The sequence below is a fragment of the Streptomyces sp. NPDC030820 genome, from assembly GCF_055572075.1.
The window spans coordinates 768480-784649 of the sequence record NZ_JBVIEB010000002.1; the positions used below are offsets into that span (position 1 = coordinate 768480).

At 72.3% G+C, this 16170-nt stretch carries 14 protein-coding genes; 11 read left to right on the top strand and 3 right to left on the bottom strand.

Annotation, left to right across the window (positions count from 1 at the left end):
- Positions 1-60: 60 nt before the first annotated feature.
- From lon to ACZ418_RS08200, 5 genes are all read left to right on the top strand, one after another.
- On the top strand, positions 61-2481 hold the full coding sequence (gene lon, locus ACZ418_RS08180) for an endopeptidase La (protein WP_468358660.1): 2421 nt from the start codon (positions 61-63) through the stop codon (positions 2479-2481).
- 197 nt (positions 2482-2678) lie between these two features.
- Positions 2679-3629 carry a serine/threonine-protein kinase gene (locus ACZ418_RS08185; protein WP_468358663.1) on the top strand — a complete coding sequence of 317 codons (951 nt, stop codon included), beginning with the start codon at positions 2679-2681 and terminating at the stop codon, positions 3627-3629.
- A 213-nt stretch (positions 3630-3842) separates the two neighbouring features.
- Positions 3843-4439 carry a hypothetical protein gene (locus ACZ418_RS08190; RefSeq protein WP_468358666.1) on the top strand — a complete coding sequence of 199 codons (597 nt, stop codon included), beginning with the start codon at positions 3843-3845 and terminating at the stop codon, positions 4437-4439.
- Between the two features lie 116 nt (positions 4440-4555).
- Positions 4556-4987 carry a DUF1153 domain-containing protein gene (locus ACZ418_RS08195; RefSeq protein WP_468358669.1) on the top strand — a complete coding sequence of 144 codons (432 nt, stop codon included), beginning with the start codon at positions 4556-4558 and terminating at the stop codon, positions 4985-4987.
- A gap of 22 nt (positions 4988-5009) precedes the next feature.
- A complete protein-coding gene (locus ACZ418_RS08200; RefSeq protein WP_468358672.1) occupies positions 5010-5519 on the top strand; it encodes a hypothetical protein in 510 nt (169 codons plus the stop codon).
- A 1-nt stretch (position 5520) separates the two neighbouring features.
- Here ACZ418_RS08200 and ACZ418_RS08205 read toward each other — a convergent pair whose 3' ends face one another.
- A complete protein-coding gene (locus ACZ418_RS08205; RefSeq protein WP_468358675.1) occupies positions 5521-7887 on the bottom strand; it encodes a SpoIIE family protein phosphatase in 2367 nt (788 codons plus the stop codon).
- 196 nt (positions 7888-8083) lie between these two features.
- Between ACZ418_RS08205 and ACZ418_RS08210 the strand changes: the two genes are divergently transcribed.
- Positions 8084-8290, top strand: a complete 207-nt coding sequence (locus ACZ418_RS08210) for a response regulator transcription factor (RefSeq protein ID WP_468358679.1) — start codon at positions 8084-8086, stop codon at positions 8288-8290.
- Between the two features lie 4 nt (positions 8291-8294).
- Here the strand turns inward: ACZ418_RS08210 and ACZ418_RS08215 are convergent, their stop codons facing one another.
- The gene (locus tag ACZ418_RS08215) at positions 8295-9137 is read right to left on the bottom strand and encodes a lysozyme (RefSeq protein WP_468358682.1); all 843 of its coding nucleotides are present in this window, start codon (positions 9135-9137) and stop codon (positions 8295-8297) included.
- A 237-nt stretch (positions 9138-9374) separates the two neighbouring features.
- Here ACZ418_RS08215 and ACZ418_RS08220 point away from each other — a divergent pair, with 237 nt between their 5' ends.
- The gene (locus tag ACZ418_RS08220) at positions 9375-9866 is read left to right on the top strand and encodes a MarR family winged helix-turn-helix transcriptional regulator (RefSeq protein ID WP_468358685.1); all 492 of its coding nucleotides are present in this window, start codon (positions 9375-9377) and stop codon (positions 9864-9866) included.
- An 88-nt stretch (positions 9867-9954) separates the two neighbouring features.
- Here the strand turns inward: ACZ418_RS08220 and ACZ418_RS08225 are convergent, their stop codons facing one another.
- Positions 9955-10743, bottom strand: a complete 789-nt coding sequence (locus ACZ418_RS08225; RefSeq protein WP_468358688.1) for a protein phosphatase 2C domain-containing protein — start codon at positions 10741-10743, stop codon at positions 9955-9957.
- Between the two features lie 384 nt (positions 10744-11127).
- Between ACZ418_RS08225 and ACZ418_RS08230 the strand changes: the two genes are divergently transcribed.
- The 4 genes from ACZ418_RS08230 to ACZ418_RS08245 are packed head-to-tail and all read left to right on the top strand — an operon-like array spanning position 11128 to position 16163.
- Positions 11128-14613, top strand: coding sequence for a sensor histidine kinase (locus tag ACZ418_RS08230; RefSeq protein ID WP_468358691.1), 3486 nt, complete (start codon positions 11128-11130; stop codon positions 14611-14613).
- Complete coding sequence (locus ACZ418_RS08235; RefSeq protein ID WP_468358694.1) at positions 14610-15116, top strand: roadblock/LC7 domain-containing protein; 507 nt, start codon at positions 14610-14612, stop codon at positions 15114-15116. The genes ACZ418_RS08230 and ACZ418_RS08235 overlap by 4 nt, the downstream gene beginning before the upstream one ends.
- Positions 15113-15523 carry a DUF742 domain-containing protein gene (locus ACZ418_RS08240; RefSeq protein ID WP_468358697.1) on the top strand — a complete coding sequence of 137 codons (411 nt, stop codon included), beginning with the start codon at positions 15113-15115 and terminating at the stop codon, positions 15521-15523. The genes ACZ418_RS08235 and ACZ418_RS08240 overlap by 4 nt, the downstream gene beginning before the upstream one ends.
- Positions 15504-16163, top strand: coding sequence for a GTP-binding protein (locus ACZ418_RS08245; RefSeq protein ID WP_468358700.1), 660 nt, complete (start codon positions 15504-15506; stop codon positions 16161-16163). The genes ACZ418_RS08240 and ACZ418_RS08245 overlap by 20 nt, the downstream gene beginning before the upstream one ends.
- Positions 16164-16170: the final 7 nt, after the last annotated feature.

The window sequence follows — 16170 nt, forward strand, 5'->3', positions numbered from 1 at the left end:
ACCAGTCAACTCCCAGCAGTTGAGTCGGTACAGCTCAACTTGACTGCCGAAGGGGAGATCATGGCTACTGAGTCACCGGCGTTCACGCTCGTCCTGCCCGTGCTGCCGCTCGACGACGAGGTCGTGCTGCCCGGCATGGTGGTTCCGCTGGACCTGAGCGACGCCGAGGTACGGGCCGCGGTGGAGGCCGCGCAGGCCGCCGCCCGGTCGGAACCGGGCAAGCCCAGGGTGCTGCTGGTGCCACGCATCGACGGCACGTACGCGAAGACCGGTGTGCTGGGCACGGTCGAGCAGGTCGGCCGGCTGGCCGACGGTGACCCGGGGGCTCTGATCCGCGGCCGCAGCCGTGTGCGCATCGGCGCCGGCACCACCGGTCCCGGCGCGGCCCTGTGGGTCGAGGGCGCCCGCATCGACGAGAGCGTGCCGGACCCGCTGCCGGGTCAGGTCGCGGACCTCGTCAAGGAGTACAAGGCGCTCGCCACCACCTGGCTGAAGAGGCGCGGCGCCTGGCAGGTCGTGGACCGCGTCCAGGCCATCGACGACGTCTCCGCGCTCGCCGACAACTCCGGCTACTCGCCGTTCCTCACCACCGAACAGAAGGTGGAACTGCTGGAGACCGCCGACCCGGTGGCCCGGCTCAAGCTCGCCACGCAGCAGCTCCGCGACCACCTCGCCGAGCAGGACGTGGCCGAGACCATCGCCAAGGACGTTCAGGAGGGCGTCGACAAGCAGCAGCGCGAGTTCCTGCTGCGCCGTCAGCTGGAGGCCGTCCGCAAGGAACTGCGCGAGCTGAACGGCGATCAGGACGGCGAGGAGTCCGACGACTACCGCGCCCGGGTCGAGGCCGCCGACCTGCCGGAGAAGGTCCGCGAGGCCGCGCTCAAGGAGGTCGACAAGCTGGAGCGGTCCAGCGACCAGTCCCCGGAGGGCTCCTGGATCCGCACCTGGCTGGACACGGTCCTGGAGATGCCCTGGAACGAACGGACCGAGGACGCGTACGACATCCTGGGCGCCAAGGCGATCCTGGACGCCGAGCACGCGGGTCTGGAGGACGTGAAGGAGCGCATCACCGAGTACCTCGCGGTGCGCAAGCGCCGCAGCGACCGCGGGCTGGGCGTCATCGGCGGCCGGCGCGGCGGCGCGGTACTGGCCCTGGTCGGCCCGCCCGGCGTCGGCAAGACCAGCCTCGGCGAGTCGGTCGCGCACGCCATGGGGCGGAAGTTCGTCCGGGTCGCCCTCGGCGGCGTCCGCGACGAGGCCGAGATCCGCGGCCACCGCCGTACCTATGTCGGCGCGCTGCCCGGCCGGATCGTGCGGGCGATCAAGGAGGCCGGGTCGATGAACCCGGTGGTCCTGCTGGACGAGATCGACAAGGTGGGCTCCGACTTCCGCGGCGACCCGGCCGCGGCCCTGCTCGAAGTCCTGGACCCGGCGCAGAACCACACCTTCCGGGACCACTACCTGGAGGTCGAACTCGACCTGTCGGACGTGGTCTTCCTGGCCACCGCCAATGTCCTGGAGGCCATCCCGGAGGCGCTCGCCGACCGTATGGAGATCGTCCGCCTGGACGGCTACACCGAGGACGAGAAGGTCGTCATCGCCCGCGACCACCTGCTTCCGCGTCAGCTGGAGCGGGCCGGACTCGGCACGGACGAGGTCGCTCTGGACGAGAGCGCCCTGCGCAAGCTGGCCGGCGAGTACACCCGTGAGGCGGGCGTGCGCACCCTGGAGCGCTCCATCGCACGCCTGCTCCGCAAGGTCGCGGCCCAGCACGAACTCGGCGAGCGGGAGCTGCCCTTCACCGTCCGGGAGGAGGACCTGCGCGGTCTGATCGGCCGGCCGCACCACGTGCCCGAGTCCGCCCAGGACCCGGCCGAGCGCCGCACGTCCGTCCCGGGCGTGGCGACCGGTCTCGCGGTCACCGGCGCCGGCGGCGACGTGCTCTTCGTGGAGGCGTCCCTGGCCGACCCGGAGACGGGCGCGGCGGGCCTGACCCTGACCGGTCAGCTCGGTGACGTGATGAAGGAGTCGGCGCAGATCGCGCTGAGCTTCCTGCGCAGCCACGGCGCCGAACTGGAGCTGCCCGTCGGCGACCTGAAGGACCGGGGCGTGCACATCCACTTCCCGGCGGGCGCGGTGCCGAAGGACGGCCCGAGCGCCGGCATCACCATGACGACCGCGCTCGCGTCGCTGCTCTCCGGGCGGCTGGTCCGCACGGACGTGGCGATGACCGGCGAGGTCTCGCTGACCGGCCGGGTGCTGCCCATCGGCGGCGTCAAGCAGAAGCTGCTCGCCGCCCAGCGCGCCGGGGTGACCACCGTGATCATCCCCAAGCGCAACGAGCCCGACCTGGACGACGTCCCGGCCGAGGTGCTGGACAAGCTGGACGTCCACGCCGTGACCGATGTCCGCCAGGTCCTGGAACTGGCGCTGGCGCCCGCGACGAGCGGCGCGACGCCGGAGGTTCCCGTGGCGGCGTGACGGACGCCGTGGGAAAGGCGAGGCCCGGGTTCCGTGAGGGAGGCCCGGGCCTTCGCCATGCGCTCGCAGGGGAGGGCGTAGGGGGGTAGGGGGGCGTAGGGGGGTAGGGGGGCGTAGGGGGATCGCCGGGGATCACAGGGGACGTGCGGGGATCTTCGCATTGCGCCCATATCGGGATAGCTCGATAGAATTCAGACGTGAGTTGGCCCCCCAAGACCCCCTCCGGTCTGATCGGGGCCGAGATCGCGGGCTACAAGGTGGAGCGCGAGCTCGGTCGCGGTGGGATGGCCGTCGTCTACCGCGCCAGGGACCTGCGCCTCGGCCGGACGGTCGCCCTCAAGCTGCTCGCCCCCGAGTACACCAGGAACGACGCCTTCCGCCGCCGCTTCGCCCAGGAGTCCCGGGTGGCCGCCGCCATCGACCACCCCAACATCGTCCCCGTCTTCGAGGCCGGCGAGTTCGACGGGGTGCTCTACATCGCCATGTGCTATGTCTCCGGGCAGGACCTGCGCGCCCTGATCGACCGGGAGGGCCCGCTGGCGGTGCCGGTCGCGCTGCGCATCACGGCCCAGCTGGCCTCCGCCCTGGACGCGGCCCACGCGCGCGACCTGGTGCACCGGGACGTCAAACCCGGCAACGTCCTGATCGCCAAGGTCGTCGACAGCGACCACCCCGAGCACGTCTATCTCACCGACTTCGGGCTGGCGAAGAAGTCGCTGTCGCTCACCGGTTTCACCACCGCGGGCGAGTTCGTCGGCACCCTCGACTACGTGGCGCCCGAGCGGATCGCCGGGCGCCCGGTGGACGGCCGGGCCGACCAGTACAGCCTGGCCTGTGTGGTCCACGAGATGCTCGCGGGCGCCCCGCCCTTCCGGCGGGAGGACCACCTGGAACTGCTGTGGGCCCACCAGTACGACCCGCCGCCCCTGCTCAGCAAGGAGCGGCCGGACATCCCGCCGGCCGCCGACGATGTGCTGAACAAGGCCCTCGCGAAGGCCCCGGACGACCGTCACGACACCTGCCTGGAGTTCGTCGCGGCCCTGCGGGCGGCCGTCGCCGACTGTGTGCCCCGCCGCCGTACCCCGACCCTGGTGGACCTTGTTCCGCCGCCGGAGCCACCTGCCTGGGCCCGGCGGTTCCTCGGCTGATCTGTGCCGCATCTGATCGTGGCCGCTTACGCGGGCTTTACCCGACGCCTGTGAGTGCGTCAAGTCCCGAGTCCTCGGAACGTGACCCTGATTTCCCGTTCGGGCCTACTTGAAGCACGGCCTCACCGGAACGGAAATGAGGCGGTCCGAGGGAAACGGAAATCCTCCGGTAATCCCTCTCGGGAAATCCTCACAGTAATTGGGAGAAAGCTTATGACTCGTATCGTTCACACCCACGCCGACGCCCGTCCGAAGCGCCGAGGTCTGCGTTTCGCGACCCTCGCCGCCTCCGCCGCGCTGGTCACGGGTGGTGTCCTCCTGCCCGTGTCCAGCGCGATGGCGGCCCCGATGCCCACCTCGACCGTGGCCTTCGTCCACGGTGGCGGCGCCGGTGGTGCCGGTGGTGACGGCGGTGGCGGCCTGGTCGGCGGCGGCGGTGGTGCCGGTGGATCCGGTGGCGGCAGCGTCCTCGGCACCGGTGGTGACGGTGGCCAGGGCGGCAAGGGCGGCGACGGCGTCCTGGCCGGTGGTGGCGGCGGTGGTGGCGGTGGCGGCGGCGACGGCGTCGTCGGCGGCAAGGGCGGCGACGGCGGCGACGGCGGCTTCGGCGTCCTCTCCGGCGGTGGCGCCGGCAGCGGCGGTGGCGGGGGCGACGGCACCCTCATCGGCGGCCAGGGCGGCAACGGCGGCAAGGGCGGCGACAGCATCTTCCAGGGCGGCGCCGGCGGGGCGGGCGGCAAGGGCGGCTTCGGCGGCCTGTTCGGCGGCGCCGGTGGGTCCGGCGGGCCCGGTGGCTCCAGCCTCTTCTGACCGTCTCCTCCGACCGTCAACGGGGTGGAGGCCGCCCGGGCCTCCACCCCCGACCGGGCCACAGCGCCCGCACATGAAACGCCCCACCACACCCCTGATCGGAAAAGGAGACCCTGATGTCCATGAACTCCTGGCGGCGTCCCTTCACCCTCGCGGCGGCCTCCGTGGCTCTCGTCACCGCCACCGCATGCGCCGCCCAGGCGGCCACTCATACGGCCCCGGTACCCAGCGGCTACGCGGCCGCGCCGGCTCACTCGCACTGCGGAGAGGGCGGAGAGGGCGGCGAGGGCGGCAAGGGCGGCGCGCCCGGCAAGCCGGGTGAGCCGGGCAAGCCGGGCTGCTCCGCGTTCGACCTCCACGACCTGCCCGACAAGCCGAAGTCGGATCTGTCGCAGGTGGACAAGGCGCGGATCGCGCTGGCCGTGCTGACCGGCCGGGTGACCCAGGCCGACGCGGCCAAGAAGTACAAGATCCCGGAGAAAGAAATCAGCAAATGGGAGCGGCAGCTCCTGAACGGCGACTGGCTCGCATTTCTGCAGACGGACTGAAGTTCGGAGAAAGGAAAATCCCATGCGCAGCCACTCCTGGAAATTCGGTATCGGTCTCGCGGTCTCGACCGTGGTGATCGCCGGGGGCGCGATGGCCCCGGCCGCGATGGCCGACACCGGCCCCGTCGGCAGCGGATCCGGCAGCAGCTCGTCCAGCCTGGACGTCCAGGTGGGCAACGACAACGTCCGCATCGGCGACTCGATCTGCGCGGGCAACTGCAACGGCACCGTCAACGGCACCAACGGCTCGGGCGGCGGCATCTGCGCCGGGCTCTGCAACGGCAGCGCCAACGGCGGCGACGGCACCGCCGGCGCACCCGGCCGGAGCGGCGGCAAGGGCGGCGACGGCGGGATCTGCGTCGGCGTCTGCTCGGGCAGCGTCAACGGCGGCAACGGCGGGAGCGGCGGCGACGCGGTGGGCGGGGGCGACGGCGGAGACGGCGGGCGGGGCGGGAACGGCGGGATCTGCCTCGGCGTCGGCTGCGAGACCAGCGGTCAGGGCGGCCGCGGTGGCGACGGTGGCGACGGCTGACTCAGCCGGGGGCCTCGGAGACCGACTGCTCCGCCCACACCGTCTTGCCGACCCGGTCGTGCCGGGTGCCCCAGCGTTCGGCGAGCTGGGCGACCAGCAGCAGGCCCCGGCCGCCCTCGTCGAAGATGCGGGCGCGCCGCATGTGCGGGGTGGTGCCGCTGGAGTCGTACACCTCGCAGATCAGGGTCGCGTCCTGGTGGATCAGCCGGAGCTGGATGGGCGGGCGGCCGTAGCGGATGGCGTTGGTGACCAGCTCGCTGACCATCAGCTCGGTGGTGAAGGAGACCTCGTCCAGGCCCCAGGCGGACAGCTGGGCGCAGGCCAGGTGGCGGGCCTGGGCGACGTCCTCGGGGTCGCTCTCCAGCTCCCAGGCGGCGACCCGGTCCTCGTGCAGGACCCGGGTGCGGGCGACGAGCAGGGCGATGTCGTCGTCGGGGCGATGGGTCAGCAGCTCGGTGAGCACGTGGTCGCAGACCGCGTCCAGTGACCGCGCGGGCTGGACGAGCGCGGCGAACATCTTGTCCAGCGCCTCGTCGATGTCGTGCTCGCGGGCCTCGAACAGCCCGTCGGTGTACAGGGCGAGCAGGCTGCCCTCGGGCAGTTCGGTCTCGGTGGACTCGAACGGCAGCCCGCCGAGCCCGAGCGGTGGGCCCGCGGGCACGTCGAGGAAGCGCACGGTGCCGTCCGGCGTGACCACGGCGGGCGGCGGATGGCCGGCCCGGGCCAGGGTGCACCGGCGGGAGACCGGGTCGTAGACCGCGTACAGACAGGTGGTGCCGATGCCGCCGGCGGTCTCGGCGGTCGGGTCCGTGCTGCCCTCGTCGGCGGCCAGCCGCAGCACCAGGTCATCGAGGTGGGTGAGGAGTTCGTCGGCCGGCAGATCGACGTCGGCCAGGGTGCGCACGGCGGTGCGCAGCCGGCCCATGGTGGCCGAGGCGCGGATCCCGTGGCCCACCACGTCGCCCACGACCAGCGCCACCCGCGCCCCGGACAGCGGGATCACGTCGAACCAGTCGCCGCCCACCCCGGCCCGGGTCGCGGCGGGCAGATAGCGGGTGGCGATCTCCAGGGCCGCCTGGTCGGGCAGCGTGTGCGGGAGCAGGCTCTGCTGGAGGGCCATGGTGGTGGTGCGGCTGCGTGTCTGCGAGCGGGCCTGCCGGATGCCCGTGGCCGCCTTGTCCGTGAACTCCTGGGCCAGCCGCAGATCCTCCGGGCCGAACGGCTCGCGGCCGGGCCGCCGGCCGAACAGCGCCACCCCGAGCGTGCTGCCCTGGGCGAGTAGCGGCACCGCCAGCAGCGAGCGCGCCCCGGAGGCGCGCAGCCATGCCGCACCCGGGTCCACCGCCGCCCACTCGGCGACGAGCGGGTCCGCCGTGTCGTACAGCAGGGGCCGGCCGGCCGTCAGACACCGGACCGGAGGCGAGTCCGGCGGGCAGACGACCGCCTCGCCGACGCCGCTGCCGTAGGCCGGTCCGACGCCGTCGGGCATGGCGCGCAGCGCGGCGCGGCGCAGGACGACCGGACCGGGCTGCGGGGCGGGTTCCTCGCCCGCCTCGCGGGGGGAGTCGAGCAGGTCGACCGCCATGACGTCGGCGAGCCGGGGGACGGTGACCTCGCCGAGCTCCTGCGCGGCGCGGGCCTGGTCGGCGGCCATGCCGACACGCGAGCCGCTGTCGGCCGGCGGGCGTTGCCGGGCGGCGGAGTCCTGGGCGGGCGTCTGGGTGGACAGGCAGACGGCGCGCACCCGGCCGTCGGCGTCCTTCAGCGGGGTGAGCACGGTACTGCGGCCCAGTTCCGCGCCGAGCCGGGCCCCGGCCTCCTGCGGCCGGCCGGTCTCCAGCGCGAGCCGCATCGACCGGTCTGCCTCCTCGCTCGCGGCGCCGGGCACGATGTGCGGCAGCCGCAGTCCGCGCATCGCGGCCTCGGGCAGGGCGAGGGCGTGCTCCATGCGCCGGTTGGCGCGCACCAGCCGCAGCTCGGCGTCGAAGATCGCCAGCGGGAAGGGGGACTGCAGGAACGTCCACTCCTCCAGCGGTTCGCCCCGGGGCGGCTGCGCACGGGCCGTCACGGCGCTCACCACGAGCCAGTCGGTGACGCCGGCTTCCGAGGTCCGGCGGTGTGCGAGCACGCCCAGTTCCAGCAGCCGGCCGTCGCGGTGCCGCAGCGGCACGGTGCCGTTCCAGCGGTCCCGGCCGGCCACGATCCGCCGGGCCGCCGAGCCGTCGGTGGCGAGGAGCGCGGCGGCGGGCCGTCCGACGACGGCCGGTGAGTCGTAGCCCAGGAGCCGCTGTGCGCCTTCGCTCCACGCGGTGAGGATGCCCTGCTCATCGATGGTGGCCGTGGCCGTGTACGTCGACTGTCGCTCCATCGCCGCTCATCTCGCCCTTGCTCGGCAGGCTCTCCTGACCAGCATGATCCCGGGCGGCGCGGAGCACCAACGCAGGGCCGCGGCAAGAAATCCGCGGCCGTCCGCAACCGGTCGGGGGTTGCCCGGCGTGAAGGAGACAAATGCCCTTATTCCGGCATTACCCATCCTGCTGGGGGGTGACAACAAGGAGGACTCGATGACTGGCGTTACGGCCCGGCCGCTGACCGACCGCGAACGGGAGACGCTCCGACATATCGCCGCGGGCCGTACCTATCTCCAGACGGCCCGCGCCATGGGCGTGTCCCGGCACACCGTGGACACCTATATGCGCCGCATCCGCGCCAAGCTCGGCCGCACGAGCATGGCCGAGCTGACGCGGATCGCGATCTCCCTGGGGCTGTGAGGGCTCAGCCGTTGGCCAGGGCCTGCACCCGGTCGAGCGCCCCGTTGAACTTGTCGTGGTCGCCGACGGTCGGGCCGGAGGAGGTGTACTGCCACATCGTGTAGTACGACCAGCCGGCCGGCAGCGTCCCCGGGTCCGAGGCGTAGCGGGCGATCCATAGCGGGTTGTTCACCGCGAAGCCGCCGTAGTTGCCGGTGCACTGGGTCCACCAGCTGGTCGCCGTGTAGATCACGGCGTCCCGGCCGGTCAGGGACTTGTAGGTGTTCAGGAAGTCGGCGATCCAGCTGACCATCTGGCTCGCGGTCTTGCCGTAGCAGGCGGCGCCGTACGGGTTCCACTCGATGTCGAGCGCGCCGGGCAGGGTCTTGCCGTCCCGGGACCAGCCGCCGCCGTGGCTGACGAAGTAGCTCGCCTGGGTGGCGCCGCTGGTGGTGTCCGGGGTCGCGAAGTGGTAGGCGCCGCGGATCATGCCGATGTTGTACGAGCCGTTGTACTGCTGGGCGAAGTACGGGTTCGTGTAGTACGTGCCTTCCGTCGCCTTGGTGTACGCCCAGCGCACCCCGCTGTTCCACAGGGTCGACCAGGCGACGTTGCCCTGGTAGCCGGAGACGTCCACGCCCTCGGTCTGGGCGACGGCGGCGGGGGCGGGGGTGCCGGTCCGGCCGTCGTGCGCGAGGACACCCATGCCCATGTAGGCGGAGCCGCGGGTGGGTCTGGTCGCGGCGTGGGCGGAGGTGAGGGGGAGGGTGAGGGAGAGTGCCGCGAGCAGGGCCGTGACCAGGACGGCGAGGGGGCGCGGGCGGAGCGAGCGGGCGGAGCGGTCGGAGCCGGGTCTGAGCACGGGCATGACGTGCCTCCGGAGAGTGGGGTGGGGGGAGCGTGGCTGTGACCGTGTACCGGATGCCGCACTGGCGTGGGCATGCCATTGATTGCCTGGTAAAGAAGCTACGCACGTAGATGAAGGCGGGGAAGGGGGTCCGGGCGCCGCCGTTGGTCTAGCCCTGCGAAATACTTACAGAGCTGCGGCAACGACGATTTTTTGGCAGAAACTTTCAGGTCCGCGAAACCGAGCAGGGGTGCTGACGTGCACGAGGACGGAAACGGCGACGCACATCGCGGCGCCCAGGAGATGACGCCCAGTGGTGCAGACCAGGAGTTCCTGGCACTGGAACGGGAGTTGACCGTGCTGCTCAGGCGGGCCCGGGCCAACCAGGGCGAGATGGCCCGCGAGGTCCATCCCGACCTGGAGTCCTCCGCGTACGGCCTGCTCATCCGGCTGGACGAGTGCGGCGGCCAGCGGGCCACGGAGCTCGCCGGCTACATCGGCGTCGGCAAGGCCACCATGTCCCGCCAGCTGCGTGCCCTGGAGGAGCTGGGCCTGATCGCCCGCGAACCCGACCCCGCCGACGGCCGCGCCTGGCTCGTCACCCTGACCGAGGAGGGCCGCGGCCGCGTCGGCAAGGTCCGCGAGGCCCGCCGCGCCCGCTACGTCCGGCAACTCGCCCACTGGGACCGCCGCGAGGTCGCCGAACTGGCCCGGCTTCTACATCAGTTGAACGGGGTTATGGAGAGGTAGGGCGCACCGGAGGGGGTGGGCGGACGGGGTCGGACGGGGGACCGGGGCAGAAGTGGCCGGGTGGGAGCCGGGCGGAGTCGGCGGGCGGTCACAGCTCCGTGTACACCACCGTCGCGTCGTCGTGTGTCTTGCTCCGGCCCAGGAATGCCCGCTGCTCGCGGTCCGCCGTCTCCAGTTCCCGCACTCGGTCCACCAGAGACCGGGCGCCCTGCTTCGCTACCGTCTCGAACAGGGCCTGCCAGTCGCCCTCGTGGAACTTCTCCGTCCAGCGGGTCGCGCCGTCCGTCAGCGCGGCCAGGGCGCGGACCTCGCCCCGGGGCACCGCGCCGACGACCGCGCGGGCGGCCACCGAGGGATCGGCGGCGGCCGTGAAGAAGCCGCCCTCCTTGTTGCGCAGGGTGGCGTCCACCAGGGCCTCCGTGGCGAGCGCGGACCGCGGGAGCCGGGCCAGCCGGTCGTCCAGGACCGGGGTGACCGTCCCGTCGGCGCCCTGCAGCAGCAGCGCGGAGTCGGACAGCACCAGGCACTCGACGGTCTCGGCGGACCAGCGGGCCAGGGCGACGGTCGCCTGGGGGGTACGCGGGTGAGAAAGCTCACAGGTTTGCGCGTGGGCCTCCGCGGTGCGGCTGATCGCCCGCGACAGAATCTCCGGCAGCGTCAGATCTCCGCCTGAAACGGTCAGTTCGGTCAGCGCGCCGCCGAGCCGCGCGGTGAACCAGGGGACGGAATGAAGACACCCCGTCTCACCCCGTGGCGGAGTCACTCCATCCAGGACGATCACACAACCACCCTGTCCGGAAGCGGGTAGTCCGACAGCGGCGAAGTCCTCGTTGGGTCGGTTCGCGTCGCCGGGTTCCGAAACGAGATCAGTTCGCATTCAGCCAGTCTGCACGAGGCCTTCACAGGATGCACCAAAGGCTGGCAACCGCCCCAGAATTGGCACGACCCTGCAGGTCAGCCGCCTGGTTTGGGATGGAATCAGCCACTCCGCCAAGGCGTGGTGGCGAATACTGCCAAACCCTGCCCCGCTCGTCCAACCGGCATGCCGCGCAAGGGCTTCGCACACGCCGGAGGAACTTGCCCGCCAACTCCCCTCCGATGTTCACTCCTTCGGGTGGCGGGTCAGGTGATGCGCGACCACTGCCCACCGGCACTGGGAGGGTCGGGAACCGTACGAACCGGGTGAACGCACCACCTGGCACCGAGATGACGGAGTGCCACCCGGGTCCTTGGCTAGTCGAGTTCAGGAATGCGAGCACCGGTGCAGATGAAGCGGCCTCGGCGCACAGGCAGGCAGACGGCCCCCACAGGGACCGAACCGCAGACCCCCGTGGGCACCGGCCGCCCCACCCATGTGCGCACCCGGCTGATCGTCGCCGTCGCCGTGGTGGCCGCCGCCGTCGCGGGAGCCGGCGCGCCCTCCCTGCTCACCGCCTCCCAGGACGTCAGCGACTCCCAGGACCTGGTGACGCTGGCCGGCCGTACCCAGGACGCCCTCGCCCTCGCGAACTCCCTCGCCGACGAGCGCGACGACGTCACCTCCTACATCGCCGCGGGCCGCCCCGAGTCCAAGGCACCCTCCGAGGACCGCAGCGCCCGCGTCGACCGCCAGGTCCAGGACCTGCGCGCCGAGGACGACACCCCGGCGAGCCTCCGCGGCGACCTCGACGGCATCGCCGCCGTCCGCCGGGCCGCCCTCACCGGCAAGACCACGGCCCTCCAGGCCCACCAGGCGTACTCGGCGGCCATCGCCGAACTGCACCGCCTCGCCGAGCAGCTGGCCGACCGGACGCCCCCGCGGGCCGGCTCCGGCGCCCATGCGCTCGCCGAGCTGGACACCGCCGTCCAGCAGTCCGCCGCCGCCCGTGGCCTGCTGCTCGCCGCGCTGAACGTGCCGACCTCCACCCGGACGGTGATCAGCCCCGTCACCGGCCTGCCCACCACGACCTCCACCACCTCCGAGGCCGACCGGAAACAGCGCGACCAGCTGACCGCCGCCGCCCAGCAGGCACGGCTGCGCGCCGACGCCGCTCTCGCCGACTTCCGCGCGACCGCCCCCAAGGCGGCCGTCGACTCCTACGACTCCACCGTCACCGGCTCCGAGGTCAACTCGGCGGAGAAGTACCTCGCCACGCTCACCGACCAGCCGACGCTGGCCGACAGCGAGCTGACCACCAGCACCAAGAAGCTGGACGCGGCCCTGTCCGCCCGCGTCGACGAGATGCGCGGCGCGGAGTCGGCCCTCTACGACCACCGCACCAAGGACCTGGCGAAACTCCGCGACGACGACGTCACGGCGCTGGAGATCCGCATCGCCGTGCTCGGTGCGCTCATGCTGGTCGCGGTCGGCCTCGCCACGGCCATGGCCCGCACCCTGACCCGACCCCTGTCGGTGCTGCGCCGCGGCTCGGCCCGGCTGGCCCAGTCCGAGGACCCGGCGACCCAGGAGCCGATCGCCTTCACCGGCCGCAACGACGAGTTCGCCGAGGTCGTCCGCTCGGTCAACGCCCTGCACGGGCATGCGGCGGCCCTGCACGAGCGCGTGGCCACCCTGGAGACGGACCGCAAGCACCTGGTCGGCCAGCGCCAGAAGATGGCCGACGCCCGCGAGGAACTCCGCGCCGAACTCGCCGAGTCCGCCGCCCAGCTGGAGCGGCTGCGCACCAGCATCGGCGGCACGTTCGTCAACCTGGCCCTGCGCACCCTCGGCCTGGTCGAACGCCAGCTCGCGGTCATCGAGGGCCTTGAGGAACGCGAACAGGACCCCGACCGCCTCGCCACGCTGTTCAAGCTGGACCACTTCGCCACGGTGATGCGCCGCCACAGCGAGAACCTCCTGGTCCTGGCCGGTGCCGAGCACGTCCAGCAGCACCACGGCCCGGTGCCGCTGGTCGACGTGGTCCGGGCGGGCGTCAGCGAGATCGAGCGCTACGAGCGGGTCCGGATCGCGGCGCTGCCCCCGCACGCGCACGTGGCTGGCTTCGCGGCGGACGACCTCTCCCACCTGCTGGCCGAGCTGATGGAGAACGCCACGTCGTTCTCCCCGCCGGACCTGCCCGTCGAGCTCTCCGGCTGGCTGCTGGAGAGCGGTGAGGTGATGCTCTCCGTCCAGGACGGGGGCATCGGCATGGCGGCCGACCGCCTGGACCTGCTCAACGCGCGCCTGAGCGACTTCGACCCCGAGAGCCACTACGACAACCAGGGCGGCGCCGGCCTCGGCCTCGGCCTGTACGTCGTCGCCCGCCTCGCTCATCGCCACGGTGTCCGAGTGCAACTGCGGGAGCAGAAGCAGGGCGGCATCGCCGCGGTGGTCGTCCTCCCGGCCACCCTGCTCAGTGAGGCCCCGCCCACCGCCCTGCCCCCGCAGACCTCGTCCGCGAGTACCACGGGCACCTTCTCCCTCCCCGGCGCCGACGCCGAGGCCAACTCCAACGTCCTCCACGGCCGCACCAAGGGCACCGACCCCCTGGTCGCGCTGGCAGAACGAGCGGTGGCACACGCCTCCGACGCCCAGCCGAAGGCCGACACCGTCCCCACCCAGCCGGCCCCTCCAGCAGAGCCAACGGCACCCACGTCCGAAACCGCGACTGCCTACGGCGATCTGACCGAGAGGCAGAACGCCGACGCCTCCACCGACACGGCCGAGACCGCGGCACAGGACGCCTTCGACGGCTCGGCCGGGGATGCGGCGCGGGATGCCTTCGGTGACTCGGCCGGGGATGCGGTACGGGACGCCTTCGCCGGGTCGTCCGGTGACTTGGTGCGGGACGCTTTCGGCGGGGCGGCCGCGGACCCGACGCCGGATGCCTTCGGTGACTCGGCCGAGGTCGCGGCGCGGGACGCCTTCGGCGGGTCGTCCGGTGACTTGGTGCGGGGTGCTTTCGGTGGGTCGGCCGACGACTCGCGCGGGGTGCTTGGTGGCTCGGCCGGGGATGCTGCCCGGGATGCCTTTGGTGGGTCGGCCGGGGATGCGGCGCGAGATGCCTTCGGTGACTCGGCCGAGGTCGCGGCGCGGGACGCCTTCGGCGGGTCGTCCGGTGACTCGGTGCGGGGCGCTTTCGGTGGGTCGGCCGGGGATGCTGCCCGGGATGCCTTTGGCGGGTCGGCCGGGGATGCGGCGCGGGATGCCTTCGGTGACTCGGCCGAGGTCGCGGCGCGGGACGCCTTCGGCGGGTCGGCCGGGGACCCGGCGCCGGATGGCTTCGGTGTTCGGGGCGAGCAGTCGGCCCGGGACGCGGTGTTCCGCCCGGGGGACCACGCGGTCCATGAACAGGCCACGCCGGGCACCCAGGACACCGAGACCCGTCCGAAGGCACCGGCGGAGACCTTCGCAGAGTCGACGATGGAGCTGCTGCTCCCGGACCTGACGCAGGAGCCCACGGCCGACCGCCCGGACGCGCCGCAGGCACTGCCCACGGCCCCGCCGGCCGCCGACGGTGGACGCGTCCCACAGGGGCCACCCGCACCCGACGACGAAAGCCGCACGGGTGGTGCGGGTGGGAACGAAGCCGCCGAAGGCGAAGCCGAGGCGATCACCGCCAAGGGCCTCCCCAAGCGCACACCCAAGATCACCGTACCGACCCAGGCCCCGCGCCAGCGGACCCGCTCTGTGGACGCCGAAGCCCTCCGCAGGAGACTCGGCGGGTTCCGCCAGGGCGCCCAGGCCGGCTACCGCGACGTGGAGGCAGAGATCGCATCACGTACCGAAACAGCCACGGGGGGCACAGCCGAGGAGGCAAGCAGTTGACCGCGCCCAGTACCTCCAGTACCTACGGACTGAGCAGTGAAGCCCGCAACCTGCACTGGCTGCTGACCAACCTGGTGGAGGAAGTCCCCGGCATCGAGTCGGTCGCCGTGGTCTCCTCCGACGGCCTGCTGCTCCTCTCGTCCGACCCCGGCCACACCGAGCAGTCCCGTCAGACCCGCCCGGCGAAGGGCCCCCGCGGCTCGTCCGCCGACCTGGCCACCATCGTCTCCGGCATCGGCAGCCTCACCGTCGGCGCCGCGAAGCTGATGGACCTCGGCGGCGTCAAGCACACGATGATCGCGATGGAGGAAGGCAGCCTGTTCGTCATGTCGATCAGCGACGGCTCGCTGCTCGGCGTGCACGGCAGCGCCGAGTGCGACATGAGCGTGGTCGCGTACCACATGGCGCTGTTCGTCGGCCGTGCCGGCCACGTGCTCACCCCGGAACTCCGCAGCGAGCTGCGCAAGTCCCTGGAGGCCGAGTCGGCGGGGAGCGCCCGATGAGCGGCACCCCGAAGAAACTCCCCGTGCGCGGCGGCGAACGCAAACCCGCCCGCGTCCGCCCCTACTCGCTCACCGGCGGCCGTACCCGCTTCGGCCATGTCCTCCTCGTGGAGACGTTCGTGGCGGCGCTGGAGGCCCCCGAGGAGCGCAAGGAACTGACGAACGGCTCCCTCACCACCCGGGTGATGCCGGAGATGCGGGCCATCGTCGAACTGTGCCGCCGGATGCGTACGGTGGCCGAGATAGCCGCGCTGCTGAGTATGCCGCTCGGCGTGGTCCGGGTGCTCCTGAGCGACCTCGCGGACCAGGGAAAGATCCGTGTGTACGGCACCGGAACCGGTCACGGCACCGGCCGTCCGGACCGCGCTCTGCTGGAAAGGGTGCTGAGTGGACTCCGTCGTCTCTGACGCCGCCGCCTCCGTCGTCGGAGGCACTCCCCTCGTCGCCGGATTCGCCGAGCCCGACGAGGATCTGAAGTCCTGGCAGACGGACCGCAGCCGGGCCCCCATCGCCACGAAGATAGTCGTGGCGGGAGGCTTCGGTGTCGGCAAGACCACCCTGGTCACCGCCGTCTCGGAGATCACGCCCCTGCAGACCGAGGCGCTGATGACCGAGGCGAGCGAGGAGACCGACGACCTCACCGCCACGCCGGGCAAGCTCACCACCACCGTGGCCATGGACTTCGGCCGCATCACGCTCGACGACGACCTGGTGCTCTACCTGTTCGGCACGCCGGGCCAGCAGCGGTTCTGGTTCATGTGGGACGACCTCGTGCGCGGCGCGATCGGCGCGGTCGTCATGGCCGACACCCGTCGGCTGAAGGACTGCTTCCCGGCGCTGGACTACTTCGAGAGCTGCGGACTGCCGTACGTCGTCGCGGTCAACCACTTCGACGACAGCGAGCTGTTCGAGCCGGAGGACGTACGGGAGGCGCTGACGATACCCGCGCACATCCCTGTCATGATCATGGACGCGCGGCGTCGGATCTCGGTCATCGAGACACTGCTGTCCCTGGTCGGCCACGCGCTGGACGAAACCCCCGAGTAGTCCCCGA

Excerpts from the sequence above, each read along its gene's own strand:
- ACZ418_RS08210 (WP_468358679.1), top strand. The coding sequence starts at position 8,084 with ATGACTGGCGTTACGGCCCGGCCGCTGACCGACCGCGAACGGGAGACG.
- ACZ418_RS08200 (WP_468358672.1), top strand. The coding sequence starts at position 5,010 with ATGCGCAGCCACTCCTGGAAATTCGGTATCGGTCTCGCGGTCTCGACC.
- ACZ418_RS08190 (WP_468358666.1), top strand. The coding sequence starts at position 3,843 with ATGACTCGTATCGTTCACACCCACGCCGACGCCCGTCCGAAGCGCCGA.
- ACZ418_RS08195 (WP_468358669.1), top strand. The coding sequence starts at position 4,556 with ATGTCCATGAACTCCTGGCGGCGTCCCTTCACCCTCGCGGCGGCCTCC.
- ACZ418_RS08240 (WP_468358697.1), top strand. The coding sequence starts at position 15,113 with ATGAGCGGCACCCCGAAGAAACTCCCCGTGCGCGGCGGCGAACGCAAA.
- ACZ418_RS08205 (WP_468358675.1), bottom strand. The coding sequence starts at position 7,887 with ATGGAGCGACAGTCGACGTACACGGCCACGGCCACCATCGATGAGCAG.
- lon (WP_468358660.1), top strand. The coding sequence starts at position 61 with ATGGCTACTGAGTCACCGGCGTTCACGCTCGTCCTGCCCGTGCTGCCG.
- ACZ418_RS08225 (WP_468358688.1), bottom strand. The coding sequence starts at position 10,743 with ATGCGAACTGATCTCGTTTCGGAACCCGGCGACGCGAACCGACCCAAC.
- ACZ418_RS08215 (WP_468358682.1), bottom strand. The coding sequence starts at position 9,137 with ATGCCCGTGCTCAGACCCGGCTCCGACCGCTCCGCCCGCTCGCTCCGC.